This is a genomic window from Thermalbibacter longus (assembly GCF_023806485.1).
Lineage (GTDB): Bacteria > Chloroflexota > Chloroflexia > Thermomicrobiales > Thermomicrobiaceae > Thermalbibacter > Thermalbibacter longus.
In genome coordinates this window covers 171,200-186,165 of record NZ_JAMSLR010000001.1, presented here as the reverse complement: position 1 = coordinate 186,165, position 14,966 = coordinate 171,200, and the positions used below count along the sequence as shown (strand labels likewise).

General features: G+C 66.4%; 9 protein-coding genes. 2 read left to right on the top strand and 7 right to left on the bottom strand.

Going from position 1 to position 14,966, the window contains the following annotated elements:
* Window positions 1-46: 46 nt before the first annotated feature.
* From dnaG to NET02_RS00790, 6 genes are all read right to left on the bottom strand, one after another.
* A complete protein-coding gene (gene dnaG, locus NET02_RS00815) occupies window positions 47-1,891 on the bottom strand; it encodes a DNA primase (RefSeq protein WP_284055466.1) in 1,845 nt (614 codons plus the stop codon).
* A 5-nt stretch (window positions 1,892-1,896) separates the two neighbouring features.
* Window positions 1,897-2,958, bottom strand: a complete 1,062-nt coding sequence (locus tag NET02_RS00810; protein ID WP_284055465.1) for a deoxyguanosinetriphosphate triphosphohydrolase — start codon at window positions 2,956-2,958, stop codon at window positions 1,897-1,899.
* Between the two features lie 309 nt (window positions 2,959-3,267).
* Window positions 3,268-3,918, bottom strand: a complete 651-nt coding sequence (locus NET02_RS00805; RefSeq protein WP_347710983.1) for a response regulator — start codon at window positions 3,916-3,918, stop codon at window positions 3,268-3,270.
* A complete protein-coding gene (locus tag NET02_RS00800) occupies window positions 3,896-6,226 on the bottom strand; it encodes a GAF domain-containing sensor histidine kinase (protein ID WP_284055463.1) in 2,331 nt (776 codons plus the stop codon). The genes NET02_RS00805 and NET02_RS00800 overlap by 23 nt, the downstream gene beginning before the upstream one ends.
* 1,204 nt (window positions 6,227-7,430) lie before the next feature.
* Window positions 7,431-9,656, bottom strand: coding sequence for a hypothetical protein (locus NET02_RS00795; RefSeq protein ID WP_284055462.1), 2,226 nt, complete (start codon window positions 9,654-9,656; stop codon window positions 7,431-7,433).
* Window positions 9,653-10,192, bottom strand: coding sequence for an RNA polymerase sigma factor (locus NET02_RS00790; protein WP_284055461.1), 540 nt, complete (start codon window positions 10,190-10,192; stop codon window positions 9,653-9,655). Before NET02_RS00790 ends, NET02_RS00795 begins: the two co-directional genes overlap by 4 nt.
* 511 nt (window positions 10,193-10,703) lie before the next feature.
* Between NET02_RS00790 and NET02_RS00785 the strand changes: the two genes are divergently transcribed.
* Both NET02_RS00785 and NET02_RS00780 read left to right on the top strand, forming a co-directional pair.
* Window positions 10,704-11,588, top strand: coding sequence for a methylenetetrahydrofolate reductase (locus tag NET02_RS00785; RefSeq protein ID WP_284055460.1), 885 nt, complete (start codon window positions 10,704-10,706; stop codon window positions 11,586-11,588).
* Between the two features lie 129 nt (window positions 11,589-11,717).
* Entirely contained in the window at window positions 11,718-13,376 is a 1,659-nt protein-coding gene (locus NET02_RS00780) for a formate--tetrahydrofolate ligase (protein WP_284055459.1), read from the top strand.
* 156 nt (window positions 13,377-13,532) lie between these two features.
* On the opposite strand, the gene ligM is transcribed toward NET02_RS00780, so the two are convergent.
* Entirely contained in the window at window positions 13,533-14,936 is a 1,404-nt protein-coding gene (ligM, locus tag NET02_RS00775) for a vanillate/3-O-methylgallate O-demethylase (protein ID WP_284055458.1), read from the bottom strand.
* Window positions 14,937-14,966: the final 30 nt, after the last annotated feature.

Sequence of the window (14,966 nt, the reverse complement as noted above, 5' to 3'; positions counted from 1 at the left end):
GCGCCGGGAGAGTCCAGTCCGCACAGTTGCCGGACTTCACCGGCACTCAAGACCCAAAGGTATTGGTACGGGTGTCGGGGAAATACGGGCTCGGTGCCGGGTAGAACTCGGGGTAGCGGCGCTTGAGCTGCTCAACCAGCGCCAGCGCCTGAAGCAGTGCCTCGCGGTCTCCGCTCGCCTCGGCAGCCCGGATGTCGGCCTGGAGCAGGCGCATGCGCTCGTCGTGGCGCTCGCGGCGGAGCCGGCGCAGGGTCTCTCGGATCATCTGGAGAGCCAGCCTCGGCGGCGTTTCCGGGAACTGGCCCAGCCGCGCGAGCAGGGCCTCGGCATAGGGCTGCAGCGACTCCGGCAGCGGGGGCTGATCCCCACCGCCATCCGCCGAGCGGACAGCCGCGAGAATGGCCAGGTGGCGAGCATCGACGATATCCCCCTCCGCGATCTCCTCGATCACCGAGGGCACCACAGCCGGATAGCGGAGCAGCAGCGCCATCAGGTGCTCTTCCGGCGTCATCGGCCGGCGTGTCGACCGCTCGATTACCTGGGCGTTCGCCCGGCGAACTGCGCGCGGCATTCGCCGCACGATCTCCTCTCGAACCTGGAGGCGCCGGGCGACCTCGCGGATGTAGTGCTCCTGTACCACCCGGTCGCCGATCTCGTACAGCACCGGGGCGATCCGCTGCAGAAGTTGCGATTTCGCTCGCGGATCCCCTGGCGGCGCAGGGCCGATCAGGGCATCGAGATAGAAGTCGAGCAGCGGTACCGGCTGGCGGATCGCCTGCTCCCAGGCCTCCCGGTTACGCCGGATCAGCTCATCGGGATCTTTGCCCTCCGGCAGGCGAGCGATCCGCAGATCGACCCTCAGCGTTCGCTCGAAACGGACGAGTTGCTGGGGATCGGGCGCTGGCCGAGCCGGCTCGGCGAGCGAATCGCGCAGCACGTCCAGCCCGCGCAGCGTGGCCGCCTGGCCCGCCGCATCCGCGTCGAGGGCCAGGACGATACGGTCGACTGCCCGCCGCACGAGCCGCACCTGCCGTTCCGTCAAGGCGGTGCCCATCGACGCGACGACGTTCAGGTAGCCGAACTGGTGCGCGGCGATCGCATCCATGTAGCCCTCGACCACGATCACCTCGCGGGTGCGGCGGATGTGCTCGAGCGCCAGGTCGATGGCGTAGAGGCTGGCGCTCTTGTCGAAGAGGGGGGTCTGGGGCGAGTTCAGGTATTTCGGCTGGGCTTCGCCCAGCGCTCGCGCGCCGAAGCCGATCACCCGGCCATCACGGTCGCGAATCGGGAACATCAGCCGGTAGCGGAAGCGATCGTAAACGCTCCCATCGTCTCGCCGGCCGGCGAGACCGGCTTCGACCAGCTCATCCGGCGTCGCACCCTGGCGCGTCAGGTGGCCGAGCAGGGCGTCCCAGCTCTCCGGCGCGAATCCGAGCTGGAAGCGCTCGGCGGTATCGCGGTCGACGCCCCGCTGTTCGAGCAGGCGCCGGCCCGGCTCGCCGTGCGCGGTGTTCCAGAGCACATGGCTGAACCAGGCAGCCGCAAGCGCGTTCCGTTCAGCCAACCTGAGGAGCCGGGCATCGAGCTCGGGGTCGGGCGGGCGTGACGGGGTAAGCGTGATCCCAGCGCGCTCGGCCAGTCGCTCGAGGGCTTCGCGGAAACTCAGATTCTCGGCCCGCATGACAAAGCCGATCGCGTCGCCCCCGGCGCCACAGCCGAAGCAGTGAAATGTCTGGGTTTCCGGAAAGACGATGAACGAGGGGGTCTTCTCCTGGTGGAAGGGGCAGAGCCCCTTGAAGTTTTTCCCAGCCTTGCGCAGCGCCACGTACGAGCTGATCAATTCCACGATGTCGGTCGCGTCGCGCACCCGTTCGAGATCGTCTCGCTGCATCGCCATCACCCCAGCACCGACCAGAAGCGCGGCACGTAGATCAGCTCGAAGCGAGAGAGGGCATAGCGGTCGGTCATACTCGCGACGTAATCGGCTGCGACCCGCTCCACCCCATCGTCAGCCAGGGCACGGGCGAACTCCTGGGGAACCTCATGCGGATGCTCGACGTAGTACTCGAACAGGATCTGCACCAGGTGCTCGGCCTTGCGCGTCGCCTCGACACGGTTGAGCGGATCGTAAACCCGCTCGAACAGGAAGTCCCGCAGCGCGTCGGCCGCCTGCCTGACCGGCTCGGAGAACTGGATCACCTGCTCTCCGGGAAGGTAACGATCGAGCAGCGGCGCCGAGGTCTCGATGACGTCGCGCACCAGCCGGTCGATGCGCTCCCCGTGCGTGTAGCCCAGCACCTCGAGCGCGTCCCTGGGGACCTCCTCCGCCCGCACCATGCCGGCACGGATGGCATCGTCCAGGTCGTGGTTGATGTAGGCGATGCCATCGCTGATCTTGACTACCTGGGCCTCGGGGGTCTGCGGCCGGCCAGCGGCTTCGCCGGCGATGCTGGTCACCGGCTTGGAGTGCCGGAGGATGCCGTCGCGCACCGGATCGGTCAAGTTCAGCCCGCGGCCATCTCGCTCGATCCGGTCGACGACCCGGAGGCTCTGCTCGTTGTGCCGGAAGCCGGGAAAGACGGCAGCCAGCGCCCGCTCACCGGTGTGGCCGAAGGGCGTGTGCCCCAGGTCGTGACCGAGCCCGATCGCCTCGATAAGGTCCTCGTTGAGCCCGAGCGCGCGCCCGATGGTCCGTGCAATCTGCGTCACCTCGAGCGTATGGGTAAGCCTGGTGCGGAAGTGATCGCCCTCGGGAGCGATGAAGACCTGGGTTTTGTGCTTGAGCCGGCGGAATGCCTTGGAGTGGATGATCCGGTCACGGTCGCGCTGGAACTCCGTGCGCACGCTGCAGGGTGGCTCAGGGCGGGGACGGCGGGCATCGCGGCTACGGGTCGCGGCCGGGTGCAGCCACTGCTCCTCGCGCGCCTCGATCCGCTGGCGGATGGCGACCGGTTCCATGCGCTGCTCCTCGCGTCATCACCACGTCATAGTGTACGTACGAACGTTCGCGATGGCGACCTGGAGTCGAATCGGTGCACAGCCTTGTCCTTGTGCTTGGTTCTACCATGAGCAGTGCCCTGGATGGGTGGTGAGCCGGGTACCAGAGGACCGAACCGCCCGGGCAGGGGCATGCCCGGGCGGCAGGTGGGGAAGAGGAGGAGCGTTCGGGAGCGTCCCCCCGACTGGGAGGACTGTAGCGCGCTGCAATCAGCCTACACCAGGGCGGCGCGCAGCACCCTAGGGAAAACCCTGGGTTCTACCCGCGGGTCACTCCTGGTTTCGGCCAGCATCCTCGAGCAGGAGGATGCCCTGCTCGTGGGCGATGCGGATCGCCTCGGCCCGTGAGCGGGCGCCGAGCTTCGTGAAGATGTTGCTCACGTGATACTCGACCGTCTTGGCCGAGATCAGGAGCGCGGCGGCGATCTCGGCATTTCGCTGGCCGGCAACCAGCCGGCGAAGAATCTCGCGCTCGCGCGGCGTCAGCGGCTCGGTGAGGATCTCGCCTTCGGATTGCGACGTGACCATCGTGCAGCCGGCCGCTGCCCGCCTGACAGCGTCGACGATCTCAGCATCGGTCGCCGTCTTCGCCAGATAGCCTCGAATGCCGAGCGGCCGCAACGCCCGGAGATAGCCGGCGTCCCCGTAGCCGGTGAGGACGACGATCGCGGTATCGGCGTAGGCTGCCCGTACCTGCCGCGCCACCTCGACGCCACTGATGTCCGGCAGGCGCAGATCGAGGAGCAGGACATCCGGGCGGTGCTCGGCGACCAGGTGGATCGCCTCGCGTCCTATTCCGGTGACGCCGACGACGGCGATGCCTGGCGCGCGCTCCAGGCACACCCGCGTCCCCTCCCGGAGCATCGGGTGATCGTCGACGATGACCACCCGGATCGTCTTACCTATCGGTCTCGTCACCATGGGCCTCCCCGAGTCGAACCTCGGCCGTGAGCACAGCTCCCCGCGGTTGCCCACCTTCCAGCGCGACCCTGCCGTGCCAGCGCTGCAGCCGTTCCCGCATGCCGAGCAGGCCGAGCCCGACCTGTGATCCGCCGGTAACACCGTTCGCAGCCGGGCCCCGCCCGTCGTCCGCCACCCGGAGCAGCACCCGAGCCGGCTCTCGCCGGAGCGTGACGGTGATCGACCGCGCCTCCGCGTGCTTGAGACAGTTGTTGAGCGCCTCCTGAGCGACCCGATAGAGCGCGAGCTCCAGGTCCGGCTCCAAACGCCCGAACGGATCGCCGTCGACGGCCTCGATGGCCACCCGGACGTCCAGGTCTGTCTCAGCGCGCAGTCGCGCGGCCAGCCACTCCAGGCCCGCCGGAAGCCCGAAGTCGTCGAGGACCGGCGGATGAAGGCCGTCACAGATGGCCCGGAGCGATGCGATGATATCCTCGACAATCTCCTGCCAGTGCCCGGCTCGGGGGCAGTCCGCCCATGCACCCAGCTCCCGCGAGAGCTGGATGGCCCGCTGGAGCGGATCGTCGTGCAGCTCGAGCGCAAGCCGCCGCCGCTCCTCCTCTTGCACGCTCAGCAGGCGATCGTTCAGCGTCGCCAGCGTCCGCTCCCGATCTGCCAGGGCTTCCACCTGCGCCTCGAGCTGCCGGATCAGAAGCGCGTTGCGCAGGGCCGTCGCAAGGTGCGGAGCCACCGTGGCGATCAGCTCGCGGTCCTCCGGCAGGAGATCGATGTCGTGCCGCTTGGCACCCACCTGCAGCATTCCGATAGTCTCGCCATCGGCGATCAGCGGCACCTGGTACGCAGCGGGAGAAGTCGCGATGACGTGCCGCCCGCCTTCGTCAGGAGCAGCGATGACTGCGTCGCCTTCCCAGCGAAACCGGAGCGGCGCGGGCTCGGCGGTGAGCTCGATCGCGGCCCAGGAGAGATCGAGCGTCCGGCCCAAGCGGTCGAGGGCATGCCTCGCAACCGCAGAGAGTTCGCCGAACTGGACGAGCTCGGCGCTCAGCTCGCGAAGCGTCGCGCGGTAGTCGTAGACGTCGCGGAAGAGCCGGCGCTCCAGCGCCCGCCGCAGCCGGTGCTGCAGGGGCCAGAACGTCGCAGCGACCAGGGCAACGGTCGCAGCCGGTGCCGCCAGGTCGACAGGAACCGGTGCATTCTGCCCGGATGACCAGCGAGCGAGCCCCGCGAACCCGGCAGTGTACGAGCCGACCAACGCTATCCAGACCAGCAGCGCGACGAGACCGCGGCGGAGGATCCGGGTGATACCGAAGAACCGGCGGCTCAGTACGGCCGTCCCTAGGCTAGCCGGGAGAGCCGCCAGGCTCAGCAGGGCGATCTCCGGCCGGACGATGGAGCTGATATCCAGCAGAGAGGGGACCAGTATCAGGCACACCGGCGGAGCCAGTGCCACGAACGCGCCCACCGCCACCACGCTGAGCGGCGTGGCGATGTCGCGCCGTTCGGCCGGGGTGGCGAGCAGGCCGGCCACGAGCAGCGCGCCCGCCCCGACGACCTCGCCGATGAGCACCGCGTAGGTGACCGGACGGAGTGCATCGTAGGCTGCCGGACGGAAGAAGTAGGTCCAGCCATAGGCAGCGAGGAGCACAGCGGTCGCCGACAGGCAGCCGATCGCGAGCCGGCGGCCCCGCGGTGCGCGGAGGCGATCCACCGGAAAGGCGAGGAAGAGGAGGAGAGCACCCGCGCCGAAGGCGAGCGCCGCCGCGTGACGAGCGGTCACCGCCCAGTCCGCCCCAGAGGGTGCGGCGATCAAAGAGAGGAACAGGACCGCGCCGGCGACGCTGAAGCCGAGCGCGATCGCTCCCACGATCGCATCGCCGGCGAGCACGTAGATGAGGACGCCGACGACCGCGAAGCTGGCCGCGATAGCGATGAAGGCGAGCCGGTAGAGCCGGGACAGGGTAAACGGCTCCAATACCCTGGAGGGCACGGTCCGGACCAGCCCATCTCCGGACTCCGTCGTAATCTCCGAAGTGGAGGCCACAGTCGATGGGGCATCGGTCGCGACGACTGGTCGCCCATCGACCGCGATGATGCGGTCTCCCGGGCGGACGCCGGCGTCCCAGGCCAGGCCACCCGGTTGGACCCAGCTTACGATCAGTCCCCCGCTTGCCTGGCGCGCTCGCACGCCGAGCGCTGGCGGCTGCTCGGCCGTCGCCAGGCTGAGGTCGCCGAGCGAGACCAGACCCAGGATGACGATGGCCGCGACGGCCCACCGCTGCGGGCGCGGCACCTGGAAGCGCGGGGGCATGGGAGTCTCCGTCGCGAACCCACCTCGCGCGCTTCAACCATACCAACTGATCGCATGGTACAGCATGTGCCTCGGTTAGGGTCCTGGGGAAAACCCTGGGTCACGGCCCAGCCTGAATGACAACTTGGGCAGCGCCTCGCTTGATGCCCTCATGCTCCTCGTCGCCGAAGAGGCACCGGTCCATTCGGCAAGGAAGGCGCGGCACCGACCTCGCCATGACCCAAACAAAACCTGGGGATTTCCCTAGCGCCGATCTGCGGCATCTCGACTAGAGTGGAAGTGGGCCGGTGCACCCTGACAGGGAAGCAGGCGACGCCGCGGCTTTGCCATAGTCCCGTTTGATCCGAACGCCTCGCTCGCTCGCGGGCAGAGAGACGGTGATCAGCTCAGAGGAGGTGTCATGATGAAACCCACATACTCGCTCATTCTCACAGGACTCGTGCTGCTGGTCGCATGGGGATCTGCCAGCGCTGAGAATAAGAATAGCTCAGAGAAAGATCATCTCGTGGCTGTGGTCTACGACGCGACTTCGAATGTCATCTTGAGGTGCAGGTCGACAATGGCCCTTGGGAGACGCAGCCATGCGCGCCTGGTACGATCATGGCCGCTGAGATCTTGCCGCGAGACCTTGCCGATCGGCATCCGCGGAGCGTGATAGTCGAGCTTACCGGTAACGAGGACACAGACGCGGCATTGATCGCCAAGGCCGTCCAGGAGCTGCACGATGGCCTGAGGGCACAAGGAATCACACCGACAGCCTGTAGCGCTCACTCGAAGACTATCCGGGGACGCTACAACATCGGCGATGGGTACATTGTGGAGTACGAAATGAGGTACACGGTCGAGCCAAGCTGTTATGTCAGCGATGTTTGGGACAGGGATCGATCGACCTACAACGGAGCCCGGTGGCTTCGGTCGTGCTCGAATGGGCTGTTCTATAACTGTCACGTGCGAGACATCCCGCTCTCTGGAACCTATACCGCATGGTGGACTGTGCCAGACTCGTATATCGGTTGGCAGTACACCAATCAGACGGAGCGATGCTCATTCTTGCGATGCATAACGTACTACGGATACTGGTACTTCGACTAAAACCGTGTACAGAGCGTCTTTGACCCGGTAAGGGCCTCTGCCCCAGAATGATCAATGGGTTGTCCGGCCTATTTCCAGCCGACAGCTCCGACCTTAGGCTGCGAGCTTGCGCTCATAACACGGAGGTCGCTAGATGAGAAGTGCATCGACACGTTGCTTCGCCTACGGCGTCGCCGGTATCCTCTTCGGGCTCGTGGTCTGGCTCACGCTCGTTTTCCTGAACTGGTACGCTCCAGCGAACATCCTTGGCTCTGATCCGTGGTGGCGCCCGCCGAAGGCACTGATCAACTATCCACTTCTGTACGATCTCGTCAATGATTGGCTGATGTTTCTTCTCTGGCTGTTGCCTGTACTGCCGATCATCGTGATCGAGATGCGAGCCAGCCGGCGCCCTGAGCTGGCCGCGCTGGCGGTGACGCTCTGCTGGACCGCCGCGCTTGTCGCGTACTACGCGCTCTACGCCGGCACGCTCTTGCTCGGCTTCGGTGGGCCGCAGCTCGGGGTGCGCTTGGACCAGGGGTGGGAGGCCTGGTGGCGAGGCGTGGTCGCACTGCGGATCCACCAGATGGTGGGGCACGACTTCTTGCTCTACACGACGATCGCGCTGGTCGGCGGTCCGATCGTGGGCTGGCTGGGTGGGCAGGGCATGCTCCTCCTGGCACGCTGCTGGCATGCCCTGCGTCCTCCCAGGCTTCACGCCGACCACTGATCTGCGGAGGCCAGGATCAGCGCGATCGAGCCGATCCGGCCAGCCGGTGGAAATACCGCGATGGCGAACCGGGTCCCAGGCAATACCGGAGCCGCGCGAGGCCGGAGAGGCGGGCAGCCTGCGCCGGATCACGGCCCCCCCGCTCGGCGCGACGATCTCCTCGAACCGCGCGGCGTAGACCTGGGCAGGAGCGTCGGGGCCGGGACGGTGCACCCAAACGAGCCAGCCACCGGCTGCATGGGGATACGTGTCGATGCCGTATCCCGTGACATGGAAAGCCTTCCCAGTAGCGAGATCATGGCCCCAGATCTGCGGGTACTGCTCACCAGGGGACACCTCGACCCAGAAGACGTGGCGGCCGTCCGTTACCGGTGCGCTCGGCCCGAGGATATCAGCTGGGAGCGGCCCGCGCACGGTCATGGTCTCCCCGGTGTCGAGACGCCGGGCGAGCAGGGTCTCGACCCCGGTCGAGCCCTCGACTCCCGGTGAGCCGCTCCGCTCGATGTAGACGAGGACGCCGCCACCGATGGCATAGCTCTCCGGCCGCGCGTCCACGGAGATCGTTTCCGGTTCGCCCGATCCGATCCGGGTGAGCAACAGGGGGTGCTGGGACGCGTCGTCGTCCCCCTCCGTCCAAGCGACCCACTCGCCGTCGATGGCCGGTGGGCTCAGCTCCAACTGCTCGCGCGTGCGCTCGGTGAGGACGATCGGCTTGGCCATGCTGCCGATATCGCGCGCCATGATGGCCTGATAGCCGGTGCGGGGGTCGATGCGGAGCCAGACGACCCAGCTCCCCGAGAGAGCCGGGGCCTCGTCGTGGACCTCGCCCTCGCTGTCGGCGACCACGAACGTCTCCTCGGTGGCGAGGTTCTTCGCGTGCACACTGGGGCAGCCGGTCGGGCAGGTCGGGTCGGCCTGGTCCCACACGACGATGCCGCCATCGATGTCGAATCGTCTAGGATGCACGACGGAGGAGGCGACCGTGATGATCTGCCCTCCGTCGAGCCGGGCCGCCTGGATTTCGAAGCGAGTCAACTCGGGATCCATCGGAGCCACCCAGACGGCATATTCACCGTCCGTGCGGGCTGTCCCTATTAGCCGGTATGGCGGTGAGACGGCCGTTCCCGGAAGCTCGGGCTGGCGCTGAGGGGTCGGCGAGGGTGCCGGTGTCGGCGGTCTCGCGGGCGAGCCGCCGAGCCCCCGCTCCGCGCGCCCGCCCAGCAGGAGGATCAGGAGACCGGTGAAGAGCCCCAGTACGATCGCCGCCGCCAGCAGCTCGGCCGCATGCTTCAACCGGCGAGGCCGTCGATCTCCCACCGTTACCCGTGTGACGGGCTCCCCTGCACTCTCCGGCCCACCTTCGTCGAGTCCGCCATCAGGCAGGCGCGCCCCATCGCCCGGCGCGGCCGGCCGGCGGCTCATCCTCACCTCCTGTGCGACCCGCGCGGCCATCACCGCGAGCTCCTCGGGCCGAACGGCCTGCGGCTCGCGGGCGTTCCGAACCTCCAGCGCCAGGGCACACAGCTCTCGCAGCTCTGGGTCGGCGACCTCATCGAGGTCGGGGGCCTCACCAGCCAGCAGGCGGTCGATGAACCGGTCGAGCTGTTCGGCGCGCTCTCGGTCGTTCATGGTCGTGCCCCTTCACGCAGCAGGCTTCGCAGCATGGCCAGGGCCCGGTACTGCAACACGCGGACGGCGCCGGGAGTCCGGTTCATCAGAGCGGCCACCTCCGCGGTCGAGCGGCCCTCGAGGAGCCTGAGCCGGATGACCGTCTGGTAGTCGGGAGGGAGCGCGGCCAGGGCACGGAGCAGGTCGGCGCTGGCGAAGGCGTCGAGCACCTGCTCCTCCGGTGTCACCGGGCCAGCGAGGTCGCCGGCCTGCTCCAGGGCGATCAGGCGCATGCGCTGCCGGCGCTGGCGTTCCCGGACCAGATTACGGGCGATCGCGTGCAGGTAGGCCCGGAACGGAGCGCCGGTCGGCTGGTAGCGATCCAGCCCCTTGAGCGCGCGGATGAAGACCTCCTGGGTCAGATCTTGGGCCTCGGCCGGGTTCGGCACGGCCCGGGAGATCTGGCGATAGACCGCGGGCCACTCGCGCCGGAAGAGCTCTTCGATCGCCTCCCGGTCGCCCTGCTGCGCACGCTGCACTAGCTCGTCCGTGACCATCGGTGTTCCCTTCCACCAGAAGAATGGCACGTCTCCCCTGAAGCGTTACGCGTCTCCGCACCTCTCCCGTAAGCCGATGACGGGAGTTGGAGCTATCCGGCTCATCCCGGTGGCGCCAGTGCTTTTGGGTTAGGGCGGCACGCTCGTCTCGCGGTGAAGGCTCATTTGCGCGGCGACTGCCGAGAGATCGACTGTAGCTTCTCACCGGCTCGCGATTGCCCTGGGAGAGCTTCGTCGCCGCGATACCCTGAGCCCCTGCGGTTGCAAGCATGGAAGAAGGCAACGCGGTGAGGGTGACAGCGCGTCATCGACCCTCGGGCAAAGAGGGAATTGCGTACACGGTCAGGTCGTAGTACTATGGAGTTGAAGAGCAGTGAGTGTCATCTGTTCAGAATAGCTGAACAGATGACATCTAGCGGGTCTTGCCGAGGAGGTATTCTGGTCAGAAGATGGTAGAAATTGCTGAAGTAGATCTTTCTTGGGGAATGGATACGGAAAGGATCGATGGACTGTGTCCGATCGGCAGGGGGCGAGCCAGTTCGCTGATGGCGCAGAAGTGGAATGGGTGTGCCGTCTCCTCGACAATGCGCGATTAGAGATCTTGCCTACAGCCAAAGCAGATGAAATCGCGAAGGGCATCCCTGAGCGCTACAAGCTCACGGTGACCAGCTCGCCGAAACTCGGCGTCGCGCGCACGGTCGAGCTGGCCACCGAGCTGCGGCGCCGGGGATTTACCGTGGTCCCACATCTGGCAGCTCGCGCGGTGCGCGACAGGCACGAGTTAGCGCGCATCATCGACGCGCTTGTCGATGCTGGCATCGACGAGGTCTTTGTCATCGGTGGCGACCAGGAGCAACCGCTCGGCGCGTTTACCGGCGCGCTCGAGCTGCTCGAAGTGCTGAGCACGCTGGATCGCCGGCCACAGACTATCGGTGTCGCTGCCTATCCCGAGGGGCACCCGAAGATACCCTCGAGTGTATTGATGGACATGCTGCTGAAAAAACAGCCCTACGCGACGTACGCCATATTGCAGATGAGCTTCGATGCCGGGGCGATCCTGGGCTGGCTCAGGGCTGCCAGGAGTCAGGGCTTCCATCTGCCGGTCTATCTCTGTCTCCCCGGGACGCTCCGTATCGATCGTCTCCTCCGAATCGCGGTACGCCTCGGGATCGGGCAATCCCTTCGCTATCTCGAGAAGCAGCAGGGGTTACTGCCGCAGCTCCTAACCGGTGGATACCGGTACGATCCGTGGTCGCTCATCGAGTCGCTCCTCGAGCAGTTCGGGCCCGATCACGAGCAGATCGTCGGCATCCACTGGAGCACCTTCAATGAGCTCACACGAACGGTCGAGTGGATCGAGAGCAGGCAGCGGGAGTTGAGAGTCACTGCCCGGTAAGTCCCTCGTTGCGCTCGGGGAACGAGGATTTGCGGGATCGTAGGATAATCGACGTAGTAATCGATTGAAGGGCATTCGGCCGGTCGCACGAGGCTGAAAACCGCGAGAACTGGAGGGTGAGGAGGGACGATGAGCGCTGTTCCACGGCCGATCGTCGAGATCGCCGAAGAGCTGGGGCTCGAGCAGGACGAGATCGAACTCTACGGGCAATACAAGGCGAAGGTCAAGCTCGAGGTGCTCGAGCGGCTCACCGCTCCGCGAGCGAAGTACGTCCTCGTCACCGGAACCACTCCCACCCAGTTCGGCGAAGGCAAGACCACAATGACGATCGGCCTCGGGCAAGCGTTCAAGCACCTGGGCCTGCGCTCGGTCGTTACGGTCCGGCAGTCTTCGCTGGGGCCGGTGTTCGGTACGAAGGGGGCGGGCGCTGGCGGAGGAGCAGCACAAGTCCTTCCCTTCCCCGACATCGCGCTCCACTTCACCGGCGACGGCCACGCCGTCACCGCGGCCCACAACCTGTGCTCGGCATTCCTCGACAATGCGCTGTACCACGGCGATGTCGTTCTGGATCCGAGAACCGTCACCTGGCCTCGAGTGCTCGATGTTAACGATCGCGCCCTGCGGCACATCGTCACCGGGCTCAACGAGAGCGGCGGGCTAACGCGCTCCACCCGATTCGACATTACTGCCGCTTCGGAAGTGATGGCGATCCTCGCGTTGGCCAGGGACTATCGCGATCTCCGGGAACGCATCGGGCGCATCGTTGTCGGTTTCACCTATGACAATCAACCGGTGACCGCAGAGCAGTTGCGCGTTGCCGGGCCGATGACCGCGCTGCTGGTGGATGCTTTGAAGCCCAATCTCGTCCAGACAACCGAACACACGCCTGCGTTCGTCCACACCGGGCCGTTCGGGAACATCGCGCACGGCAATAGCTCGGTCATTGCCGATCTGATCGCTACTCGTCTGGCCGAAGTGGTGCTGACTGAAGCCGGGTTCGGCACCGAGTTGGGAGCCGAGAAGTTCTTCCACATTAAGTGCCGGGGGAGCGGGTTGGTTCCAGACGCCGCGGTGCTGGTGACCTCAGTACGCAGCATCAAGGCGCAGGGCGGCCTGAGTGGTCGTCGCGGTCGCATCGACGAACAGGAGCTGGCCCGCGAGGATCTCGGCGCAGTCGAGGCCGGGTTGCCGAATCTGGCCAAGCATATCGAGAACATCAAGGCGTTCGGGGTGCCGGTGGTCGTGGCGGTTAACCGGTTCCCAACCGATAGCGAGCGCGAGCTCGACCGTGTCTGCTGCGCGGCGCTGGACCTCGGCGCCGAGGGAGCCGCCGTGGCCAGCGTCTATGCGGACGGCGGTCCGGGCGGGCTAGAGGTTGCTCGCGCTCTCCTGCGCGCCTTCGAGAAGCCGAAGGCGTTTCGCCCGCTGTACGACCTCGACGCGCCGTTCGAGCGGAAGGTCGAGGTCATTGCGCGCACGCTCTACGGCGCAGGGAGCGTGCGCTTCACCGCGGCCGCCAGGCGACAACTTGCTGTACTCACGAGGCACGGGTACGACCGCCTGCCGGTCTGCATGGCCAAGACGCCGCTCTCGCTGAGCGCGGATCCGACGGTGCTGGGCCGGCCAGAGGGATTCGAGGTGCAGGTCCGGGAGCTTCGACTCTTGGCCGGGGCTGGCTTCGTCACCGTGCTCCTGGGAGATATTCAGACGATGCCCGCACTCGGTCGTCACCCGCTCGGCGCGGAGATCGACGTCGACGAGCACGGCGTTATCCACGGGCTTCGCTAGGGTCACACTCGCAGGAAGCCGCGCAACTCGCAACACGGCAGTTCGCGGGCACGCCAGCGAGCGCGCTGATACCGCGGTAGCCAGAGCAGCGTGGAAGGGATGCGCCCTGAGGGCCGTACCCTCAGGGCGCACGCATACCACTAGAGGGCGGGATGTCTACCGGCGGGCCACTGTGGCACGGTACTGGCGGGCTGCCTCGGAATACGGCACCGGCCCGACCGTCGCCCGGATCTCGACCTGCACGTGGCGCTCGACACTCGGCTTGCGCGAGCCCCCACCCTCTTCGCCCCACACCAGCGTTACCTCGGTGCCCGGCTCGGCGTACTCTTCCTGCAGCATCGCCAGGGACAGCATCTTGCCCTCGTTCGAGCTGTAGCCGCAGAAGGTGGAGATGCCGACCAGTTCTCCCTGCCGGTTCAGCACCTTGTCGTACATCCAGGTGGCGTACTGGGAGAGCGGCAGGTCGATGTACTTCGCTCGCTGGCCCTTCGGCTCAGTAAAGAGCGTGGCATAGGCGCGGGCGACGTCCTCGCCGTTCCACGCGAGCGTCACCTTCTTGCGATGCGGCCCCTTCGCCTTCTCTTCCAGCGCCTCCCGACCGATGAAGTCGTGGTCGAACTTGAGGATGGGCCCGTACCCCAGATCCCAAGGGGTAAGGTAGTAATCCTCAATGTTCGGCGAGTAGAAGCTACCGCCCAGCGACCCTACTGCCTCGTAGCTCGTGGCCGGTAGCCACTCCCGGTAGGCGCGTAGCTCCTCCCCGGTGTAGACCGCCGGCAGCGGCGACGGGATCCAGCCCGACTCGAGCGTGTTGGTTGCATAGGCCCGCGAGCCGACGTGCCGGATTCCGAACTCCTGGCCGGCCTCCAGAATGGCTGCCTTGACCGCCGGGCCCTCCTCGAAGGGACCGATTAGCTCCGCGCCTGCCACTCCCGACATGCCATGGTGCAGCATCCGCACCCGGTGACCACCGATGGTGATCCAGCTCATGTGGAAGAACTTGACGTCCGGTAGCGGCCCGCCATTGAGCTTCTCCAGCACCGCCTTCGCGTTCGGCCCCTGCACCTGGTAGCGGTAGACCTTGCGCGGCCGGTGCGGATCGGCAACCGACCACTCGTCCCGCTCCAGCGTCACGTTGTAGCCGCCGGTCTCGGCATGGTACTGCACCCAGTTATGGGCCGAGGGACGGCCGACGAGCTGGAACGCCTCCTTGTCGAGGTAGAAGAGGATCGCGTCGCCGATCACGTAGCCAGCCGGGGTGCAGACGACGAGCTGCTTGGCCCGTCCCGGCTCGAATCCCTTGAAGCTGTTGATGGCGAGCTGCGAAAGGAGTTTGAAGGCATCTGGACCGTACACGTACAGGTCGGTCATGTGATACGAGAGGTCGAAGAGGCAGACGGTCTCTCGCCAGGCATGCTGTTCGTCGCGCCAGTTCGAGAACTCCGGCGGCACCACCGGGTAAACCCGTGCCCCAGTCACATTATTGTAGAGATACTCGCTGATGCTCGACACCGAGTCGACAATCGACTGCAAGTTCCGCTTCGCTGCAGGTGCGCTCATCTCTGTCCCTCCATCCCTCGCGCCGATACG

Bases quoted from the DNA above. Each gene is read 5' to 3' on its own strand.
- NET02_RS00790 (WP_284055461.1), bottom strand. From the start codon at position 10,192: ATGGTCACGGACGAGCTAGTGCAGCGTGCGCAGCAGGGCGACCGGGAG.
- NET02_RS00805 (WP_347710983.1), bottom strand. From the start codon at position 3,918: ATGGTGACGAGACCGATAGGTAAGACGATCCGGGTGGTCATCGTCGAC.
- ligM (WP_284055458.1), bottom strand. From the start codon at position 14,936: ATGAGCGCACCTGCAGCGAAGCGGAACTTGCAGTCGATTGTCGACTCG.
- NET02_RS00800 (WP_284055463.1), bottom strand. From the start codon at position 6,226: ATGCCCCCGCGCTTCCAGGTGCCGCGCCCGCAGCGGTGGGCCGTCGCG.
- NET02_RS00780 (WP_284055459.1), top strand. From the start codon at position 11,718: ATGAGCGCTGTTCCACGGCCGATCGTCGAGATCGCCGAAGAGCTGGGG.
- dnaG (WP_284055466.1), bottom strand. From the start codon at position 1,891: ATGCAGCGAGACGATCTCGAACGGGTGCGCGACGCGACCGACATCGTG.
- NET02_RS00810 (WP_284055465.1), bottom strand. From the start codon at position 2,958: ATGGAACCGGTCGCCATCCGCCAGCGGATCGAGGCGCGCGAGGAGCAG.
- NET02_RS00795 (WP_284055462.1), bottom strand. From the start codon at position 9,656: ATGAACGACCGAGAGCGCGCCGAACAGCTCGACCGGTTCATCGACCGC.